Origin of the sequence: Streptomyces sp. NPDC057010, from assembly GCF_042673805.1 — a bacterium.
Classification (GTDB): domain Bacteria; phylum Actinomycetota; class Actinomycetes; order Streptomycetales; family Streptomycetaceae; genus Streptomyces.
The window spans coordinates 29,469-48,675 of sequence record NZ_JBHUSC010000051.1; the positions used below are offsets into that span (position 1 = coordinate 29,469).

Annotated in this window: 18 protein-coding genes; 7 read left to right on the plus strand and 11 right to left on the minus strand. The window is 73.0% G+C overall.

Annotation, left to right across the window (positions count from 1 at the left end; all coding sequences use genetic code 11):
• Positions 1 to 108 precede the first annotated feature (108 nt).
• Positions 109 to 627, plus strand: coding sequence for an EF-hand domain-containing protein (locus tag ACFTXQ_RS29935; protein ID WP_382646565.1), 519 nt, complete (start codon positions 109 to 111; stop codon positions 625 to 627).
• A gap of 212 nt (positions 628 to 839) precedes the next feature.
• Here ACFTXQ_RS29935 and purU read toward each other — a convergent pair whose 3' ends face one another.
• A complete protein-coding gene (gene purU / locus ACFTXQ_RS29940; RefSeq protein WP_382646568.1) occupies positions 840 to 1,724 on the minus strand; it encodes a formyltetrahydrofolate deformylase in 885 nt (294 codons plus the stop codon).
• 14 nt (positions 1,725 to 1,738) lie between these two features.
• Complete coding sequence (locus ACFTXQ_RS29945; protein WP_382646616.1) at positions 1,739 to 2,185, minus strand: hypothetical protein; 447 nt, start codon at positions 2,183 to 2,185, stop codon at positions 1,739 to 1,741.
• Positions 2,186 to 2,393: 208 nt separating this feature from the next.
• Between ACFTXQ_RS29945 and ACFTXQ_RS29950 the strand changes: the two genes are divergently transcribed.
• Positions 2,394 to 3,680, plus strand: a complete 1,287-nt coding sequence (locus tag ACFTXQ_RS29950; protein WP_382646571.1) for an ABC transporter substrate-binding protein — start codon at positions 2,394 to 2,396, stop codon at positions 3,678 to 3,680.
• Positions 3,681 to 3,696: 16 nt separating this feature from the next.
• Here the strand turns inward: ACFTXQ_RS29950 and ACFTXQ_RS29955 are convergent, their stop codons facing one another.
• Both ACFTXQ_RS29955 and ACFTXQ_RS29960 read right to left on the minus strand, forming a co-directional pair.
• Positions 3,697 to 5,112, minus strand: coding sequence for a hypothetical protein (locus ACFTXQ_RS29955; RefSeq protein ID WP_382646574.1), 1,416 nt, complete (start codon positions 5,110 to 5,112; stop codon positions 3,697 to 3,699).
• Positions 5,113 to 5,274: 162 nt separating this feature from the next.
• Complete coding sequence (locus ACFTXQ_RS29960; RefSeq protein ID WP_382646577.1) at positions 5,275 to 6,657, minus strand: transcriptional regulator; 1,383 nt, start codon at positions 6,655 to 6,657, stop codon at positions 5,275 to 5,277.
• 214 nt (positions 6,658 to 6,871) lie between these two features.
• On the opposite strand from ACFTXQ_RS29960, the gene ACFTXQ_RS29965 reads away from it, so the two are divergent.
• The 3 genes from ACFTXQ_RS29965 (at position 6,872) to ACFTXQ_RS29975 (ending at position 10,194) form a co-directional block, all read left to right on the plus strand.
• Entirely contained in the window at positions 6,872 to 7,558 is a 687-nt protein-coding gene (locus tag ACFTXQ_RS29965) for a bifunctional DNA primase/polymerase (protein WP_382646580.1), read from the plus strand.
• A gap of 153 nt (positions 7,559 to 7,711) precedes the next feature.
• Positions 7,712 to 8,551, plus strand: a complete 840-nt coding sequence (locus ACFTXQ_RS29970) for an ABC transporter ATP-binding protein (protein ID WP_382646583.1) — start codon at positions 7,712 to 7,714, stop codon at positions 8,549 to 8,551.
• A complete protein-coding gene (locus ACFTXQ_RS29975) occupies positions 8,548 to 10,194 on the plus strand; it encodes a transporter (RefSeq protein ID WP_382646585.1) in 1,647 nt (548 codons plus the stop codon). The genes ACFTXQ_RS29970 and ACFTXQ_RS29975 overlap by 4 nt, the downstream gene beginning before the upstream one ends.
• Before the next feature lie 49 nt (positions 10,195 to 10,243).
• Here the strand turns inward: ACFTXQ_RS29975 and ACFTXQ_RS29980 are convergent, their stop codons facing one another.
• The 3 genes from ACFTXQ_RS29980 to ACFTXQ_RS29990 all read right to left on the minus strand — a co-directional run bounded on the left by ACFTXQ_RS29980 (position 10,244) and on the right by ACFTXQ_RS29990 (position 12,828).
• Positions 10,244 to 10,765, minus strand: coding sequence for a hypothetical protein (locus ACFTXQ_RS29980; protein ID WP_382646587.1), 522 nt, complete (start codon positions 10,763 to 10,765; stop codon positions 10,244 to 10,246).
• A 128-nt stretch (positions 10,766 to 10,893) separates the two neighbouring features.
• A complete protein-coding gene (locus ACFTXQ_RS29985) occupies positions 10,894 to 11,817 on the minus strand; it encodes an alpha/beta fold hydrolase (protein ID WP_382646589.1) in 924 nt (307 codons plus the stop codon).
• A 318-nt stretch (positions 11,818 to 12,135) separates the two neighbouring features.
• The gene (locus ACFTXQ_RS29990) at positions 12,136 to 12,828 is read right to left on the minus strand and encodes a metal-dependent transcriptional regulator (RefSeq protein ID WP_382646592.1); all 693 of its coding nucleotides are present in this window, start codon (positions 12,826 to 12,828) and stop codon (positions 12,136 to 12,138) included.
• Positions 12,829 to 13,072: 244 nt separating this feature from the next.
• Here ACFTXQ_RS29990 and ACFTXQ_RS29995 point away from each other — a divergent pair, with 244 nt between their 5' ends.
• Positions 13,073 to 13,828, plus strand: a complete 756-nt coding sequence (locus tag ACFTXQ_RS29995) for an SIS domain-containing protein (protein WP_382646595.1) — start codon at positions 13,073 to 13,075, stop codon at positions 13,826 to 13,828.
• On the opposite strand, the gene ACFTXQ_RS30000 is transcribed toward ACFTXQ_RS29995, so the two are convergent.
• Together ACFTXQ_RS30000 and pdxH are read right to left on the minus strand one after the other, a co-directional pair.
• Complete coding sequence (locus ACFTXQ_RS30000; RefSeq protein WP_382646598.1) at positions 13,825 to 15,141, minus strand: PAS domain-containing protein; 1,317 nt, start codon at positions 15,139 to 15,141, stop codon at positions 13,825 to 13,827. The two genes, ACFTXQ_RS29995 and ACFTXQ_RS30000, sit on opposite strands and share 4 nt — an antisense overlap.
• Positions 15,142 to 15,608: 467 nt before the next feature.
• Entirely contained in the window at positions 15,609 to 16,271 is a 663-nt protein-coding gene (pdxH, locus tag ACFTXQ_RS30005) for a pyridoxamine 5'-phosphate oxidase (protein WP_382646601.1), read from the minus strand.
• A 200-nt stretch (positions 16,272 to 16,471) separates the two neighbouring features.
• Here pdxH and ACFTXQ_RS30010 point away from each other — a divergent pair, with 200 nt between their 5' ends.
• A complete protein-coding gene (locus ACFTXQ_RS30010; protein ID WP_382646604.1) occupies positions 16,472 to 17,578 on the plus strand; it encodes a citrate synthase 2 in 1,107 nt (368 codons plus the stop codon).
• A gap of 97 nt (positions 17,579 to 17,675) precedes the next feature.
• On the opposite strand, the gene ACFTXQ_RS30015 is transcribed toward ACFTXQ_RS30010, so the two are convergent.
• Both ACFTXQ_RS30015 and ACFTXQ_RS30020 read right to left on the minus strand, forming a co-directional pair.
• Complete coding sequence (locus ACFTXQ_RS30015) at positions 17,676 to 18,275, minus strand: TetR/AcrR family transcriptional regulator (protein ID WP_382646607.1); 600 nt, start codon at positions 18,273 to 18,275, stop codon at positions 17,676 to 17,678.
• The gene (locus ACFTXQ_RS30020) at positions 18,263 to 19,009 is read right to left on the minus strand and encodes an enoyl-CoA hydratase family protein (RefSeq protein ID WP_382646610.1); all 747 of its coding nucleotides are present in this window, start codon (positions 19,007 to 19,009) and stop codon (positions 18,263 to 18,265) included. Before ACFTXQ_RS30020 ends, ACFTXQ_RS30015 begins: the two co-directional genes overlap by 13 nt.
• Positions 19,010 to 19,207: the final 198 nt, after the last annotated feature.

The window sequence follows — 19,207 nt, forward strand, 5'->3', positions numbered from 1 at the left end:
GCGGCCGGTTCCTTGACCACTTCGCTTAACGCGCAGGCCACGGAGGCCTTACGCTCCTGCCTTGTCTTGATCTGTACCCCACGCACACGTGAAGGCGGAACGCCGCATATGGACAGCGCAGAATACGAGCGCAAGATCGCCGCCCGGTTCGCCACCTTCGACCAGGACGGGTCCGGCTATATCGACCGGGAGGACTTCAGCGCGGCCGCGAAGGCCGTCCTGGCCGAATTCGGTACCACCGCCCGGTCGGACAAGGGCCAGGCCGTCTTCGCGGGCGCGGAGGCGTTCTGGCAGGGGATGGCCGGAATCGCCGATGTCGACGGTGACCAGCGGGTGTCCCGCGAGGAGTTCATCACCGGGGCGGCGAAGCGGCTGCGGGACAGTCCGGAGCGGTTCGCGGAGATCGCCCGGCCGTTCCTGCGGGCGGTGATCGCGGTGGCGGACGAGGACGGCGCCGGCGCCACGCCGGCGGCGGCCGCGCGCGTCCTGCGCGTCCTCGGCACGGCCCCGGCCCTGGCCACCCAGGTGGCCGCAGCCCTGGACCCGGACGGCGACGACCGCCTCGCGGAGGACGACGTCCTGAGGGCGTTCGCGGCGTACTGCGGCGTGGAGGCCCCTGACGCCTGACGCCTGCGGCGCGCTCGGCGGGGTTTCGGGGGAAGCCGCCTCCAGCCCCGCCGGCGGGGTCCGGGGCGGGGCCCCGATCCTTGAGCCGCACGTGGGCACTCAGGCGGGGAAAGTCCAGCCCCTCCGGCGTTTGAGGAGCGGGGTCCGGGGCAGCGCCCCGGCACCCGGCCCGCAGGGGCCCGACAACCGCGCCCCGGCCGCAGGGCAGCGGCCTACGCGAACACCACCGTGCGGGAGCCGTTCAGCAGGACGCGGTGCTCGCTGTGCCACTTCACGGCCCGCGCCAGCGCCTGGCACTCGACGTCCCGCCCGATCGCCACCAGCTGGTCCGGGGTCACCTCGTGCCCCACCCGCTCGACCTCCTGCTCGATGATCGGCCCCTCGTCCAGGTCCGCCGTCACGTAGTGCGCGGTGGCGCCGATCAGCTTCACACCCCGCGCGTGCGCCTGGTGGTACGGCTTCGCGCCCTTGAAGCTCGGCAGGAACGAGTGGTGGATGTTGATGATCCGCCCGCTCAGTTCCTTGCACAGGTTGTCCGACAGCACCTGCATGTACCGCGCGAGCACCACCAGCTCGACGTTCTCGGCGCGCACGAGCTCCAGCAGTTCCGCCTCCGCCGCCGCCTTCGTGTCCTTCGTCACCGGGATGTGCACGAACGGGATCTCGTACGAGCCGACCAGCTCCGCGAAGTCGGTGTGGTTGGACACCACGGCCGCGATCTCGACGGGCAGGGCCCCGATGCTGGAGCGGAACAGCAGGTCGTTGAGGCAGTGGCCGAACTTCGACACCATCAGGATGATCCGCATGCGCTCCTCGGAGCGGTGGATCTGCCAGTCCATCTTGAACGAGTCGCCGATCGCGGCGAAGCTGGCGCGCAGCTTCTCCACCGTCACCGACGGCTCGGCCTCGAAGTGCACCCGCATGAAGAAGAGCCCGGTCTCCCGGTCTCCGAACTGCTGGCTGTCCACGATGTTGCAGCCGGTCATGAAGAGGTAGCTCGACACGGCGTGCACGATGCCCTGCTTGTCGGGGCAGGACACGGTCAGGACGTACTGGGGCTGCTGCTGGGCCGGGGCCTCGGGGTGCGGGTCGCTCATGACCCGACAGTTTTTCACACGGTGCGCGTGAGGATTCTCAACACTTCGAGCGACCGCGGCCGTGCGTCGGGGTCGTCGCCGTCCGCCGCGGCCAGGCGTACGTGGGCCTCGCGCGCCGCGCGGACGGCCTCGGGCCAGGCGTGGTGCTCCAGGTAGGCGGAGACGGGGGCGTCGGGGCCGACCTGGTGGAGGATGCGCAGCACGCGCAGCACGGCCAGGTCGACGAGGGCCGCCTCCTGGGAGTCGCGGAAGATCGTGCCGACGTACTTCTCGGCGGACCAGCTGTCGAGCCAGGTGTCCTCGACGAGCCGGTACACGGCGTCGGTGACGTCCCCGTAGCCTTCGGTGCCGGCCAGCCAGGTGTCCTCGTGGAAGGCCTGGTCGGAGAGCATGTGCAGCGCCGAGCGCACGTTGCTGCGCCAGCGCCACCACGGCATGTCGTTGAGGGGCATGCCGCCCATGGTGGAGGAGCGGCCGCCGCGGCGGGAAGAGTTCTTCGAACCTTGGGCGAATGTCACGTCCTCGATCGTACGTTCCCGCTCTCCGCGATCTTCAGGCGCCGGTGAACAAACGGAGGCATAGATTCCCCCCGGCAATTCACCTTGGCGTCACCGAATGTTGTGTACACCTCACTACTCCGTTACCCGTGGGGCGGAATGGTGCATGGACATGACCGATCGGCGACGCACAGCACACCTTTCCCGCACCCTCCTTGCCACGACCCTGGGTGCGTGTCTCGTCGCCGGATGCGGGGTGCTCCCCGGAGGCTCGGGGGGCTCCGGGGACACCATCACCGTCATGACCTTCGCCCCGGAGGGCACCAAAGCGACCAACATGGCCGGAATGCCCGGCATGGCCAAGGCGTACGAGCGCTGGGTCAACTCCAAGGGCGGCATCAACGGCCACAAGCTGCGCGTCCTGACCTGCAACGAGAAGAACACGGCCAACGGCGCCGCCGACTGCGCCCGCAAGGCCATCACCGAGAAGGCCGTCGCCGTCGTCGGCTCCTACAGCCAGCACGGGCGTGCCTTCATGGCCCCGCTGGAGGCCGAGGGCATCCCCTTCATCGGCGGGTACGGGGTCTCCTCCGAGGAGTTCCAGTCCCCGCTCTCCTACCCCGTCAACGGCGGCCAGCCCGTCCTCCTCGCCGGCGCCGGCCACCAGCTGGGCCGCGCCTGCAGCCAGGTCGCCCTCGTCCGCCCCGACACCCTCGCGGGCGACTCGCTGCCGGTCCTGCTCAACTCCGGGCTCCGGGCCAACCAGATGGCCGACGCCTCCGACATCCGGGCCGCCGAGGACTCGGCCGACTTCGCGCCGCAGGCCCGCCAGGCCCTCACCAACGCCACCGCCACCGCCACCGCCGGCAAGGAGCGGGGCTGTGTGACGGCGGTGCTCGGCGAGCGCACCGAGACGTTCTTCGACGCCTTCCGCCGGGAGGACGTCAAGAACAGGAAGCCGCAGATCTCCTCCGTCCTCGGCAGCGTCAGCCAGGCGGTGGTGGACCGCACCGGCGGCCGCGAGAGCCCCTTCGAGGGCGCGTACGTGACCAGTTGGTACCCGGTGTCCACCGACCCGCTCTGGCAGCCGATGCGCAAGGTCATCTCCGACTACGCGTTCGGCGACGACTCCGTGGACCCCGACGACAGCGGGACGCAGACCACCTGGATCGCGTACACGGTGCTGAACGAGGTCGTGAAGCGCTTCAAGGAGGGCGAGGAGATCAGCGCCCGCAAGCTCTCACGGGCGCTGAACCAGTCGCAGGCGGTCAAGACCGGCGGCCTCACCCCGGATCTGAGCTGGCGCTACCAGGACATGCGCGCCGTCGCCGGTTTCCCCCGCATGGTCAACGGCCGGGTCAGCTTCCAGGTCGTCCAGTCGGGCCGCCTCGTCGCCCAGCCGGGCGAGCAGGCCGTGGACATGACGGCCACCCTGGAGCAGGCCCCGCGAGCGGCCTGACCCGCGGCCGTCCCGCTCACAGCTGCGATTTGTCGCGCTTGGTGAGGCCGTACTTGGACGCGATGTTGTTCCACAGGGTCGCGGCCGACTCCTTGGCCTTCGTCGCCTCGCCGCTCGCCTTGTTGCCGGCGGCCGCGTTCTCGCTGTTCTTCGCCTTGCCGTCCTTGCAGCCCTTGTCGCCCTTGTCACCGCGGTCGGCGGCCACGTCGCCCGCCCAGGCCGCGTAACTGTTGTCGGCGGCCGCGGAGGACTGCCAGGCCTTGGTGAGCGCGGCGGTCAGGCGGGCGTTGTCCGGGAGCTGGTCCAGCTTCAGCTCCTGGAGGCGGGTGACGAGCTCCTCGCGCTGGCGGGCCGCGTCGCGCAGGTCCGATGCCGCCTGGTCGAGGTTGTTGCAGCTCTTGATGTCGTCCACGGCCTTGATCACCGAGGCTCGGCTGTCGTTGCTGTCCGCGAGCAGCTTGTCCAGCTGGACGGCCTGCGGGCGGCCCGGATCCACCGGCGCCTCCCCGCCGGGCGCCGCGGAGCCGCCGCTCGACGCGGGGGCGGAGGGCACGGCACCCGGGTCGTTGTTCTGCGGCTTGCCGTCGCCGAGCAGCGAGCCGACGCCGAGTCCTACGACGGCCAGGCCGATGACCACCGCCGCGATGATCCCGGGCGACACCTTCCGGTTCGCCTCCGGCGGCGGGGGCGGGGCGTACTGCGGCTGCTGGTGCGGGTGCGGCTGCCGGGGCGGTACGGGCCCCTGCGCGCGCGGCGGATAGGGGCGCGGCGGCGGCTGCTGCCGGAGCACCGGCTCCTGGACGGGCGGCAGCTGCTGCGTCTGCCCGACGGAGTCGTCCCCCGGGAACCCGCCGGCCGCGGGCCCGCCCGGCACGGGCGGTATGTACTGCGTGGCCGCCTCGTCCTGCCCGGCGGGGGAGGCCGGAACCGGCGGGATGTACTGCGTGGCGGCCTCCCCGTGCCCGGCGGGGGCGGCCGGAACCGGCGGGATGTACTGCGTGGCGGCCTCCCCGTGCCCGGCAGGGGCGGCCGGGACCGGCGCGATGTACTGCGTCGCCGCCTCGCCGTGCCCCGCGGGGGAAGCCGGGACCGGCGCGATGTACTGCGTCGCCGCCTCCTCGTGCCCCGCGGGGGCGGCCGGGACCGGCGGGATGTACTGGGTGACCGCTTCGGGCAGCGGCGGATAGCCGTAGCCGTGCGGCTGGCCCGGCCCCTCGTAGCCCGGTCCCACCACGTGCCCCGCTTCCCCCGGGCCCGCCGGATAGGCGTGCGGGTAGCCGTAGGCCGGCCCGTCCGGGGCCTGGGCGGGGGGCTGGGCCTGCGCCGGGTAGCCCGGCTCCTGGTACTCCGGCTGCGCCGGCGGCTGCTCCGGGTACGCCGGACCCCACGGGGCACCCTGCTGGGGCGCGCCCCCCTGTCCGCTCTCCGTCACCGGGGACTCCTTCTCCGACTTGCCCGAACCTACGGAACCGTCGGCTCACGCTACCTGGTCACCCACGGCGACCGTCAGACCACCCGGACCCCCGGTTCCGGGATTCCAGCCCCGCCTGCGTTCGAGGCGCGGGGTCGCTCGCGCGGCGGCACCGCAGACGGGCTAGGCCACCCGCACCTCCAGGCGGGCGCCGAATTCGCGGACCGCCGCCTCCTCCCGGTACGGCTCCAGGCGGGTGCGGAAGTCCTCCAGGTACTCCGCTCCGCGGTTCGACCGGAGCCCCTCCAGCAGATCAGCGGCCTGCGTGGCCGTCTGGCACGCCTGCTCCACCTCCCGCTGCTGCACCCGCGCCGCCGCCAGCAGCAGCAGCCCGATCGCCCGCCGGCGGGCCTTGCCCGCCGGCAGACCCCGCAGTGCCTCCTCCGCCCTCCTCGCCGCCGCGTCCGCCTGCCCCAGGTCCCGGTGGCAGTGCGCCAGCTCATCGGCGAGGTACGCCTGGTCGAAGTGGCGGATCCACGCCGGGTCGTCGCCCGACTCCGGCTCCGCCCGCTCCAGCGCCGTCACGGCCCGCGAGGACAGCACCGCCGTGGCCCGGGCGTCCCCGAGCAGCGCGTGCCCGCGCGCCTCGGCGGCGTAGAACATGGCCTCCACCCGCGGCGTGACCTGCCCGCGCGTGCCCTCCTGGGCGGCCCGCGCCAGCTGCGCGATCTCCCGCGGGTTGCCCAGTTCGGCGGCGAGGTGGCTCATGGAGGCCGCCAGGACGTAGCCGCCGTACGCACGGTCGCCGGCCGCCTGGGCCAGCCGTAGCGCCTGGATGTAGTAGCGCTGCGCCAGGCCCGGCTGGCCCGTGTCCACCGCCATGTAGCCGGCGAGTTCCGTGAGCCGGGCCACCGCCGCGAACAGGGCCCGGCCGACCGGCTCCCGGTAGGAGCCGCCGATCAGCCCGGACACCACCGAGTTGAGGTAGTGCACGACCACCGGCCGCACGTGCCCGCTGCCGAAGCGGTGGTCGAGGTCCTTGAGCGCCTCGGTGGTGGCGCGTACGGCCTCGACGTCGGACATGCCGACCCGCGAACCGCCGCTGCGCGCCACCTGGGTGTCGGCCCCGGTGATCAGCCAGTCGCGGCTCGGCTCGACGAGCGCGGAGGCGGCCACGCTCGATCCGGCGAGGAAGTCGCGGCGGCCGACGTCGCTGCGCCACAGCTCGCAGACCTGCTCGATGGCGCCGATGACGGTCGGGGAGAACTGGAGGCCGACGCCGGAGGCGAGGTTCTTGCCGTTGGCCATGCCGATCTCGTCGATGGTGACGGTCCGGCCGAGTTTGCGCCCGAGCGCCTCGGCGATGATGCCGGGGGCCCGGCCGCGCGGCTGCTGGCCGCGCAGCCAGCGGGCCACGGAGGTCTTGTCGTAGCGGAGGTCGAGACCGTGTTCCGCCCCGCACATGTTGACGCGCCGGGCGAGCCCGGCATTGGAGCACCCGGCTTCCTGGATGAGCGCCTGCAGCCGTTCGTTCGGCTGGCGGGCGACGAGAGGCCTGGCTGCCATGAAAACCCCCTGAGGCCGCGGGTGATCGTTGGAATGATCACTTCCCGCCTGATGTGCGGAGAATCTTCCGCTCTGCGTCGTGTCGCTACCCAACTCCAGCGCCCCGGCCTCCCACGCGCCCCCACGCGTGCTCCGATGCGCCCCGTATGCAGGATCGATGCTCCGCCCACCGGCTGGTTTACGCCCGTAACCCCGGGTGACCCGGGGAGTTGTGATGGGCGTGGAAGAGACCATCGGAGTCACGGAGACCGCGCCCATCCCCAAGCAGCGCGGCGAACTGCTGCTGGACCATGCCGTGCGGTACGCGGAAGAACGGCACTGGGACGTCTTCGCCGGCACCTGGCTGGAGCCCGGGGACGGGCGGGAGCTGTGCTCCTGCGGGGCGGAGGACTGCGTGGCCCCGGGGGCGCACCCCGCGGTGAAGGACTGGGCGGCGCACGCGACCGGCAGCGCGGTGCAGGTGCGGCGGATCTGGGCGAAGCGCCCGGAGGCCTCGATCCTGATGCCGACGGGCCGGACGTTCGACGCGCTGGACGTGCCCGACGCCGCCGGATTCCTGGCGCTGGCGCGGCTGGAGCGGATGGAGCGCACGCTCGGGCCGGTCACCCTCACGCCCGACCACCGGATGCTGTTCTTCGTACTGCCGGGCGCCGGGGCGAAGGTGCCGGACCTGGTGCGCAAGCTCGGCTGGACCCCGTCCGCGCTCGACCTGGTGGCGCGCGGCGAGGGCGAGTACGTGGCCGCTCCGCCCACCCGCTTCGGCGGCCGCGGCGCGGTGCAGTGGGCGCGGCGCCCCACGCCGGCGAACCGGTGGCTGCCCGACACGGAGGAGCTCATCGACGCGCTGGCGTACGCGTGCGGCAGCGAGGCGGCGGCCGAGCGCAAGCGGCGCCAGGGCTGACGCGCCCGGCGCCGGGGGTTCCGGAGCCACGGCGCTGCCCGGCAAGGACATTACCGACCGGAAACTGATGACATAAGTAACTGCTCGGGCCTCTCCCCCTCCTCCTATCGTGAGGAAAGAACGACCAACGGGGACGCAATGAGAGGCAGGCGCATGCCGGACCAGGGTGATGCGACGGGCGGGACGTACGGGACGGGTGGCGCGCGATCCGCGCCGTCCGCCGTACGGGTGGAAGGTCTGTGGAAGCGCTTCGGCGAGCAGGTGGCCGTCGGCGGGATCGATCTGGAGCTGCCCGCGGGCAAGTTCATCGGTCTGGTCGGCCCGAACGGCGCCGGGAAGACGACGACGCTGTCGATGGTGACCGGGCTGCTGCGCCCGGACATGGGGCGGGTGGTCGTCGCCGGGCACGACGTGTGGGCGGACCCGGCGGAGGTGAAGTCGCGGATCGGCGTGCTGCCGGAGGGCCTGCGGCTCTTCGAGCGGTTGTCGGGGCGTGAACTCCTCGGCTACATGGGCCGGTTGCGGGGGCTGCCGGGCGAGGAGACCGACAAGCGGGCGACGCAGCTGCTGGACGTCCTGGACCTGGCGGGTTCGCAGCACAAGCTGATCGTGGACTACTCGACGGGCATGCGGAAGAAGATCGGGCTGGCGGCCGCCCTGCTGCACAACCCCGAAGTGCTGTTCCTGGACGAGCCGTTCGAGGGCGTCGACCCGGTGTCGGCGCAGACGATCCGCGGGGTGCTGGAACGTTACACCGCCTCCGGCGCCACGGTCGTGTTCTCCTCCCACGTGATGGAGCTCGTGGAGTCGCTGTGCGACTGGGTGGCCGTCATGGCCGCCGGCCGGATCCGCGCCGCGGGCCCGCTGGCCGACGTACGGGGCTCCGCGCCCTCCCTCCAGGCCGCGTTCCTCGAACTGGTCGGCGCGCACGGGCGCGACGCGGCCGGGGACTCGCTGGAATGGCTGGGCGGCTCCGGGACGGCCTCCCGATGACCGCGAACGCGACGGTGGCCGGAGGCACGGCGGGCACGACCGCCACGGCCGCCGCCCCCGCCTCCCTGACCGCGGTCTTCGTCCGCCTCAAGCTGTCGCTGATGCGCAACGGGCTGAAGGGCTCCTCGAAGCGCAAGGTGGTCTGGTTCTCGACGCTGGCCTTCGCCCTCGTCGTGGGCTTCTTCGTCACGCTCGGCCTGGCCATGCTGCACGGCCGCACCCACGCGGGCACGGTCGTCGTGCTGCTGGCCGCGATCCTGGCGCTCGGGTGGAGCGTCATGCCGCTGTTCTTCCCCTCCGGGGACGAGACCCTCGACGCGAGCCGGCTGGTCATGCTGCCGCTGCGCCCGCGTCCGCTCGTACGGGCCCTGCTGGCCTCCTCGCTGGTCGGCATCGGGCCGCTGTTCACGCTGTGCCTGGCCGTCGGCTCGGTGCTGGCGGTCGCGCGGGGCGCCGCGGGCGTGGCGGCCGCGGTGGTGGCCGTACCGCTCCTGCTGCTCGGCTGCGTGACCCTCGCACGGGCGGTGGCCACGGCCAACGTACGGCTGCTGACCAGCCGCAGGGGGCGCGACCTGGCGCTGCTCAGCGGTCTGCTGATCGCGGTGGGCGCTCAGGTGGCCAACTTCGCCAGCCAGCGCCTGTTCCAGGCGGGCGGCCTGTCCCAGCTGGAGCCGGCCGAGGCGGTGGTGCGGTGGCTGCCGCCGGCGACCGCCGTGGGCATGGTCGACTCGGCGAGCGAGGGCGCCTACGGGGTGGCGGCGGCGCAGCTCGTCCTCACGGTCGGCGCGCTGGTCCTGCTGCTCTGGTTCTGGGAGCGCAGCCTGACCAAGCTGATGGTCACACCGGACGGCTCGACCCTCGCGGCGGCGCAGCCGGCCAAGGACCGCGGCGCGGGCGGCTTCTGGTCGCTGCTGCCGGGCGGGCGCACGGGGGCGACGATGCAGCGCACCCTGCGCTACGCGGTCCGCGATCCGAAGACGAAGTCGGCCTGGGTCACCGCCCTGGCGATCGGGGTGATCGTCCCGGTCTTCAACGCCCTGCAGGGGACGGGCTCCATCTACCTCGCCTGCTTCGGCACCGGCATGCTCGGCGTGCAGATGTACAACCAGTTCGGGCAGGACACGTCGGCGTTCTGGATGGTCGCGCAGACGATCTCGACGCCGCGTGACGCGTACGTGGAACTGCGTGCCCGGGCCGCCGCGCTGGCGCTGGTGACCGTCCCGTACACGATCCTGGTCACGGTGGTCACGGCCGCGCTGCTCGACGACTGGCCCGTCCTTCCGGGTGCTTTGGGCGTGACGCTGGCGCTGCTCGGCTCGATGCTCTGCACGGGGGCGCTGGCCTCGGCCCGCTTCCCGTACTCCATCCCGACGGAGGGCGCCTTCAAGAGCGTCGCCCCGGGGCAGGCCGGGCTGGCCTGGGCGGGCATCTTCGGCGGCATGCTGACCTCGGCGGTGATCTGCGCCCCGGTGATCGCGGCGGCGATCTGGCTCAACCTGGCCGGGCACCAGGGCGTCTCGTGGCTGCTGCTCCCGCTGGGCGTGGCCTGGGGGACGCTGGCGACCTGGGCGGGCCTGCGCCTGGCGGCGCCGACGGTGGCGCGGCAGCTGCCGGAGATCCTGCTGGCGGTGAGCAAGGGCTGAGGGAGGGCCGCGTGCGTTCCGGCCGGCGGCGCTTCCCGGCCCATGCGGGTCAGCCGGCGGCGAGGACGGCGAAGACCGCGAGGGAGCCCGCGAACACGACGACGTGCCGGAGGTTCTGGAGGTAGGGCATGACCCAGCGGGGGAAGCCCTTCTCGGCGGCGCCGAGCATGGACCTGACGTCGATGCGCTGCAGTTCGGCGTCACCGGTCTTCGCGAAGGCGGCGGTGACGGCGGGCACGGCGGTCAGGTTCGAGTAGAGGATCGCGCAGTTCACGAGGACGACCAGCGGCTGGATGATCCAGGAGAGGGTCTCGCCGAGCGGGCTGCCGGCAAGGGTGAACGCGGCGGGGACCAGCAGGGCCGTGGCGATGCCGACCGGCGCCCAGGTCTCGTGGCCGCCGGCGTCGAGCCGCATCCCGTTCTCGGCCATGACCGTCGTACGCACCCCCTGCCGGCCCAACTCGGCCTCGACGGCTGCCTGGGCGCGGGCCCCGTAGCGGCTGCGGACCAGCGGAATGCTCAGGAAGGCCAGCGCGATCAGGATCTGCAGCGCGGCGGTCGTCGTGTTCATCGTGGTCCTTCTTCCCTCGGGGTCTGCCTGGTGACGCCGTCACGGTGACAGCGCCCCCTGACAGACCCCGGAGACCCCACTGACAGCCCGCTGACACCCGGGTCGTGTGGCTGCCCGGCCGCACGCCGTCAAGGCGCGTCGGCTCTGATTCCGTTCAGGAAGGGTTCCAGGGCCGCGCGCCAGGCCGTTGGGTGGTCGTAGTGGAGGTAGTGGCCGGCGTCCGGGATCTCGGCGTACTGGCCGGCGGGGAGGACGCGGACCATCTCCTGGGCTTCCGCGCGGCCCAGCTCGCCGTCCAGGCCGCGGACCACGAGGGTCGGGCAGCGGACCTGGGCCAGCTCCTCCCAGTGGGCGTCGTGGACCCAGGTCTCGCGGGCCGTCAGCATCTGGCGGCGGGAGAAGAGCGGGCGCCAGCCGTCGGGGGCTTCGTGCATGACCTCGGCGAAGAAGGCGCCGCGGCCGGGGTCGGGGCGCTCCACGCGGGGGTCGTCCTCGCCGAACCAGCGGCGGGCGGCGTCCTGGGTGGGGAAGGGCAGGGGCCAGCGGCGGAACCAGTCCTCCCACTCCTGCTGGGAGGCTTCGCCGAGCGCGGAGGCGCGCATGTCGCAGATGACGAGGGCTTCGACGAGGTCGGGGCGGCGGGCGGCGAGCTGCCAGGCGGTGAGGGCGCCCATGGAGTGGCCGATCAGGGTGACCGGGGCGAGCCCGAGCTGTTCGACGACGGTCTCGGCATCGGCCACGAAGGCCTCGCGGCCGAGGGCGGTCGGAACGTCTCGGTCGGCCGGCGGGCGGTCGCTCTGGCCGTGGCCGCGCTGGTCCAGGGCCACGACGCGGCGGTGCTCGCCGAGCCAGCGGGCGGTGCCGGCCCAGTGGAAGGCGCGGCCCATCAGGCCGTGGAGTAACAGCACGGCGGGGCGGGAGTCCTGCCCGGGGGCCGGCTCCCGCGCTGCGCCCGCTCCGGGGCCGGGGGCCGGCTCGGCCGCCGGTGCGCGGAACTCCCAGACGGCCAGACGCACGCCGTCGGCCGCCGTCACATCGATGCGCTGTTCCACCGAGGATGCACCCCCTTCACTCCCGGCCAGACTATCGAACCCGTATTCGAAAACAGGTGTCCTGCCTTCAACACCGCTCTTTCGAGTGACCTTGCTCAAGGATTGGCCGCCGCTGCCGATGGAGATCCTTTCAACAGGGAGGCGGGCCGCTCGGGGAAGACGGTCCGAAGGGGATGACCTTGAGAGCTCGGGGCTCCAGGTCAACAGGGGAGGACCGGTCCCGGCGCCGCGAGGCGCCGGGACCGTCCACTATCCACATCCTGAACCGTGCGGGGGGCGTTGCGGGGAAATCCGCGTCAACGCGACAGCCGCTTCGCTTCAGCGCTTGGCCACGAACACGTGCGAGGCGATCTCCGCCTCCAGCTCGGCGGCCTCCCCGCCGGAGCCGACGAGCACACCGCCCGGGGACTCCGTCACGCTCACCACCGAGCCGGGCTGCACGCCCGCACGGCGCAGCGTGTACATGAGCTGCGCGTCCGTCTGGATCGGCTCCCCGATCCTGCGCACGACCACGGTCTTGCCCTCGGTGCCCGGGTCCAGCTCGGACAGGCTGATCATGCCGTCCGCCAGGAACGGGTCCGCCTCGGCCTTCTCGCCCAGCTCTTCCAGCCCCGGGATCGGGTTCCCGTACGGGGACTCGGTCGGGTGGCGCAGCAGCTCCAGCACCCGCCGCTCCACCGCCTCGCTCATCACGTGCTCCCAGCGGCAGGCCTCGGCGTGCACCTGCTCCCACTCCAGGCCGATGACGTCGACGAGGAGGCACTCGGCGAGCCGGTGCTTGCGCATGACGCGCGTCGCCAGCCGCCGCCCCTCGTCCGTCAGCTCCAGGTGGCGGTCGGTGGCGACGGACACCAGCCCGTCCCGCTCCATGCGCGCCACCGTCTGGCTCACCGTCGGACCGCTCTGGTCGAGCCGCTCGGCGATACGGGCGCGCATGGGGACCACGCCTTCCTCTTCCAGCTCGAGGATGGTGCGGAGATACATCTCCGTGGTATCGATCAGTCCGGACATTCGTGCCCCTCGGATTGCGTGCGCTGGCCCTGCCCCCAATTCTGACGCATCGGGCCGACAACCGTCCCGTGCCGACGGTCAAGGCCAGTCCCGGACATCCCCCGGACACCCCCCGGAGATCGCGCGGAGACGCCCCGGAGATCGCACGGCCGGGATTGACGCCCGTATTGACAGGCCCTTGGTCCAGACCGCACGGTGAGCGGCGGACACGGACGCACCCCACTTCTGGAAGGGCCTTCGGCGTATGAGCGAGAGCAAGCTGGCCGGTCAGTTCTTCGACGCGGCCATCGGCCTGCTGGAGCGGGTGCGCGACGAGGAGGCCGCGCGGATCACCGAGGCCGGCACCCTCGTCGCCGACGCCGTGGCGGCCGGGAACCGGCTCTTCGCCTTCGGCGCCGGGCACTCCTCGCTGCCCGCCCAGGACGTGGTCTACCGGGCCGGCGGGCTCGCCCTGATGAACTTCCTCGCCGTTCCGGGCACGGCCGGCGTCGACGTCATGCCCGCGACGCTGGGCAGCGCCCTGGAGCGGGTCGACGGCCTGGCCGGGGCGGTCCTGGACAGCAGCCCCGCCTCCGCGGGCGACGTCCTCGTGATCATCTCCCTCTCCGGGCGCAACGCCCTGCCGGTCGAGATGGCCATGAACGCCCGCGCGATCGGCCTCAAGGTGATCGGCGTGACCTCGGTGGCGTACGCGACGGAGACCAAGTCGCGGCACGTCTCGGGCACCTTCCTCAAGGACCACTGCGACGTGGTCCTCGACAGCAAGATCGCGGTGGGCGACGCCGAGCTCAGCCTCGACGGCATCGACGCCCCCTTCGCCCCCGCCTCGACCGTCGTGACCAGCGCGATCATGCAGGCGGTCATGGCCACGGCGGCCGGCGAGCTCGCCGCCCGGGGCATCGAGCCGCCGCTGCTGCGCTCGGGCAACGTCGACGGCGGCCACGAGTGGAACGGCCGCGTGATGCAGGAGTACGGCGACCGGATCTTCTTCCGCCACTAGGCCGGCCCCGGGCCCCCCGTCGCGAGGTCGAGGTCCGCCGCCACCCGGGCCGCGACCTCCTCGGCGTACTCCGCGTCCGCCCGCTCGAAGGCGGGCCGCGAGGGGCCGCGTACGAACGTCAGGGCTCCCACCGTCCTCCCCCGGCTGCGCAGCACCGTGCACAGCACGTGCGCCGCGCCCTCGGGCCACTGGCGGGCCCGCGCCCACTCGCCGTCCGCCTGCCCGCGCGGGACGCTGGTCCGCACCGAGCCGATCCGGTCCAGCGCCTGCAGCGCCGGATGCCCGGGCTCGTACCGTACGGGGATCGCACCCGGCCCGGGCAGCGCCGGCGGCGAGGCGGCCGACCGTACGAGCCTGCGCCGCTCGGGGCCGGCCGACGGGTCCAGTACGTCCAGCAGCACGTGCTCGGCGAAGCCGGCGAGGGCGTACTCCAGGCGTACGGCGGCCGCCTCCGCCGGGTCCTCGCACTCGGCGGCGGCCCGCCCCGCGCGGTGCAGCTGGTGCGTGCGGAACCGCAGCTGCGCGGTGTCCAGCTGGGCCTGCCGGGCCTCGGTGACGTCCTGGAACAGCCAGCCCACACCGAGCGGCACCGGCTCCTCCGCGAGCGGCGACGCCAGCCGCAGGAACCCGCACCGCCAGCACCGGCGCCGCACCCCCTCCGACGTGCGCACCGACACCCACAGCTCGACGGGCCCGGGCGGTGCCCCCTCGGCGAGCACGTGCTGGAGGGCACCCTCCAGCTCCTCCACGCCCTGGGTCAGCAGCTCCCCCAGCGGCCGGCCGAGCAGGGCGGTGCGGCCCGAGCCGAAGGCCCGCGCCGCGTGCGCGTTGACGACCGCCGGGCGCAGGTCCACGTCGACCAGGACGACCCCCCACGAGGCGTCGTCGAGCAGGGCCTCGCTCAGCGCGATGGACCGCTCCAGGTCGATCTGGGCGTGCACCTCGCTGAAGGCGCAGTACACGCCGGCGGGCTTCCCGTCGGCGCCCGGCACCCCGGCGGACTGGGTCCGTACGAGGACGCGCCCGCCGTCCTTGGTCAGCAGCGCGAACTCGTGCACCTGCCGCCCGGGCACCTCCTGGGCGGCCATGAGTCTGTCCTGCACGTCCTGGGCGTCGGCGGCCCGCACCGCCCACCCCGCGAACCCCTTGCGGCCCACGGCCTCGGCCGCGGACCAGCCCAGGATCCGCTCGGCCTCGCGGTTCCAGTGGGTGATCACGCCGTCGGAGTCGAACGCGCACAGGGCGGCGTCCATCCCGTCCAGCAGCGCTGCGAGCAGATCGTCGGCGGTCTCACCACGTCCGTAGGCACTCACCTGGCACCCCCTGCAGGTGTTCGCGTGTGCGGCACGTCAGATCATTCAACTGGAACGTGACGCAGCCCACACCGCTTTCCGCGGATTGGGTGCAAGAAATAAACGGTTGTGCCGGCCGGGGCGGGTGCCTAGGCTCTGCCGTACACGAGAAGGGAGGTGGTTCCCGAAATGTACGGAAACCGGACGCGTGAGGTGGCTGCGGGCTAAGCGCCCGTCGTCGCACGCACCCAGTGCGGTGCCCGGCGGATCGCCTGGCGCCAATCCACAGCAGTCACCCGACCCGCGGGCTCGCCGGCACGTCCGGCCGGCCTCTCCCACTGCAGGGGAGAGACCCGAGTCCGCGGGTCGTCTGCGTTTTCCGCTCCCGCTCGGGGAGGCGGGAGACGGGCCGGGCCCGCGGGGCCCGACCGGTCAGCGGTCAGCGGTCAGCGGTCAGCGGTCAGCGGTCAGCGGTCAGCGCCGGACGGCTACGGGCACAGGCGCTCGATGCGCCACTTCTCCCCGTCCAGGACGTAGCGCAGACGGTCGTGGAGGCGGTTCTCGTGACCCTGCCAGAACTCCACCTCCAGCGGGGTGACCCGGAAACCGCCCCACTGCGGCGGGACCGGAACCTGCTCGCCCTCCGGGTAGCGGGCGGCGAGCTCGGCGTAGCGCCGGTCCAGTTCCGCGCGCGAGCCGATCACGCTGGACTGCTCGCTCGCCCAGGCGCCCAGCTGCGAGCCGTGCGGGCGGGAGCGGAAGTACGCCGCCGTCTCGTCGCGGCCGACCCGGGCCGCCGTGCCGGTGACGACGACCTGGCGGGCGATCGGATGCCAGGGGAAGAGCAGCGCGACCTGCGGGTTCAGATCGAGCTCGCGGCCCTTGCGGGACACGTAGTTCGTGAAGAAGACGAAGCCGCGCTCGTCGAACTGCTTCAGCAGCACCGTGCGGGAGCTGGGGCGGCCGTCGGGGGTCGCCGTCGAGACCACCATGGCGTTCGGTTCGAAGACGTGCGCATCGGCGGCCTGCTGGAACCACCGGAAGAACTGCTGCATCGGCTCCTCGGCGAGACTCTCCTCGTGGACGATGTGCGAGCGGTACTGCTTGCGCATGGTGGCGGGATCAAGGTCCTGGTCGGTCACGCGGGCCATCCTGCCGCAGGAACCCCGCCGGGGGTGTGCCGTATGTCACGCTTCCCCAGTTCAACCGGAACGGACAAAATCTTGGGGCCGGTCCGAGGGTGTCCACACGGGTGACCTTCGGCCGTGCCGGGCATCAACGGGGATGACCGCGACGGACCGCGAATCACGCCGGGAACCGCGCGTGTTCGCACTATTTGAGGAGCCGCCTGATGTCCGACTTCGTACCCGGGCTCGAAGGGGTCGTCGCGTTCGAGACGGAGATCGCCGAACCCGACAAGGAAGGCGGTGCGCTGCGCTACCGCGGGGTCGACATCGAGGACCTCGTCGGGCACGTCTCCTTCGGGAACGTCTGGGGTCTGCTGGTCGACGGTGCCTTCAACCCCGGCCTGCCGGCCGCCGAGCCCTTCCCCATCCCGGTCCACTCCGGTGACATCCGCGTCGACGTGCAGTCCGCGCTCGCCATGCTCGCGCCCGTGTGGGGTCTGAAACCGCTGCTCGACATCGACGCCCAGACCGCCCGCGACGACCTGGCGCGCGCGGCCGTGATGGCGCTGTCGTACGTCGCCCAGTCCGCGCGCGGCCAGGGCCTGCCGATGGTGCCGCAGAAGGAGATCGACAAGGCCGAGTCCGTCGTCGAGCGCTTCATGATCCGCTGGCGGGGCGAGCCGGACCCGAAGCACGTCAAGGCCGTCGACGCGTACTGGACCTCGGCCGCCGAGCACGGCATGAACGCCTCCACCTTCACCGCGCGGGTGATCGCCTCCACCGGTGCCGACGTCGCCGCCGCGCTGTCGGGTGCCGTCGGCGCGATGTCCGGGCCGCTGCACGGCGGGGCGCCGTCCCGCGTGCTCGGCATGATCGAGGAGATCGAGCGCACCGGCGACGCCGTGGCGTACGTGAAGAAGGCCCTGGACAAGGGCGAGCGGCTGATGGGCTTCGGGCACCGCGTCTACCGTGCCGAGGACCCGCGCGCCCGCGTGCTGCGGCGCACGGCCAAGGAGCTGGACGCGCCGCGCTACGAGGTCGCCGCCGCGCTGGAGAAGGCCGCGCTGGAGGAGCTGCACGCGCGTCGCCCCGACCGGGTGCTGGCCACCAACGTGGAGTTCTGGGCCGCGATCATGCTGGACTTCGCGGAGGTCCCGGCGCACATGTTCACCTCGATGTTCAGCTGCGCCCGTACCGCCGGCTGGTCGGCGCACATCCTGGAGCAGAAGCGCACGGGCCGCCTGGTGCGGCCGTCGGCCCGCTACATCGGGCCGGGGCGCCGCAACCCGCAGGAGATCGAGGGCTACGCGGACATCGCTTCCACGGCCTGATCCTGCTGTCCCGCTGTTTCGCTGTTTCGCTGTCCCGCATGGCCTGGGCGCCGTATCCCCCTCGGTTCGGGGGTGCGGCGCCCTGTCGCGTTCGCGTTCAGGGGGCCAGGGTCGTCTCGATGATCCGGGACCACTGGGCCACCACGCGGGCCCGGCGGGCCGTGTCGTCGGTCAGGACGTTGGCCAGGCCCAGGCCGCGGGCCATGTCCAGCAGGCCCTGCACGGTCTCCCGTACGCCGGGCACGGACTCGTCGGCGCCCAGCAGTTCGACGGCGATGCGGTGGGTCTCGCGGCCGACCCGGGCCTCCAGCTCGGAGACGCGGGGGCGCAGCTGCTCCTCGTTGGAGGCGGCGACCCAGAGCTGGAGGGCGGCCCGGAAGAGGGTGCCCGTGTACAGGTCCACGAGGGCTTCCACGACGACGGGGCGGGCCGCCGGGCCGGCCTGGAAGAGCTCGCGCAGGGCCGTGGAGCGTTCCTCGGCGACGTACTCGACGGCGGCGGTGAAGAGGTCCTCGCGGGTGGGGAAGTGGTGCTGGGACGCGCCCCGGGACACCCCGGCCCGTTCGGCGACGACGGCGACGGTGGAGCCGGCCCAGCCGTGTTCGGCCAGGCAGGAGACGGCCGCCTCCAGGAGGTGGCGGCGGGTGACGCGGCTGCGGGCCTGCTTGGGGTGGCGGGGGTCGGTCACAGTGCCCATGACGGCTCCCGGCGTTCGAAGCGGGCGGTGATGCCTTCGCGTGCCTCGGCGGAGGCGAAGAGTCCTGCGGACAGCTCGGTGAGGCGGGCCCCGTCGCGGGCGAGGGCCTCGCGGACGGTGGCGGAGGTCAGTGCCTTCGTCGCGGCCAGGCCCTGGGGGGAGGCGGCGCGGAGTCCGGCGAGGACGGGGGCCAGCACGTCGTCCACGTCCTGCGGGGCTTGCGCGTGCAGGGTGAGCAGGCCGATGCGGGTGGCCTCGGCGGCGTCGAAGCGCTCGGCGGTGAGGAAGTAGCGGGCTGCGGCGCGCGGGTCGAGGCGCGGGAGCAGCGGCATGGAGATCACCGCGGGGGCGAGGCCGAGGTGGGTCTCGGTGAAGGCGTACGAGGACTGCGGCCCGGCGGCGGCGATGTCGCAGACGCCGAGCAGGCCGAGGCCGCCGGCGCGGACGTGGCCGGTGACGCGGGCGACGACGGGCTTGGGCAGCTCGGCGATCGCGCCGAGGAGGGCGAGGAAGTCGGCGGGGTCGCAGGGGGACTTGAGGTCGGCGCCGGCGCAGAAGGTGCCGCCGGTGTGGGTGAGGACGACGGCCCGGACCGCCGGGTCCGCGGCGGCGTCGGTCAGGGCGGCGCGGAGCGAGTCGACGAGCGCGGCGGAGAGGGCGTTGCGGTTGGCCGGGGAGTCGAGGGTGAGGGTGTGGATCCCGGCCGCCTGGGCGGCGTGCACGACGGGGGGCAATGTCTTCTCCTCCGGAGGGGTGGGGCGGTCTCCTCCCGAGGGAGGCTATGCGGTGCCGGCTCCGCCGGGGTTGGCGGGCCCCTGGACGTCACCCGATGGGGGCTCGGCGGTTTTCCCGGGCAGGGCTTCGTGGGGGCGGGGTCGGGGACGGGGTGGGGTGTCGTCCGGGACGGGCTTCGATGTTCGGCGCCCTGGGGT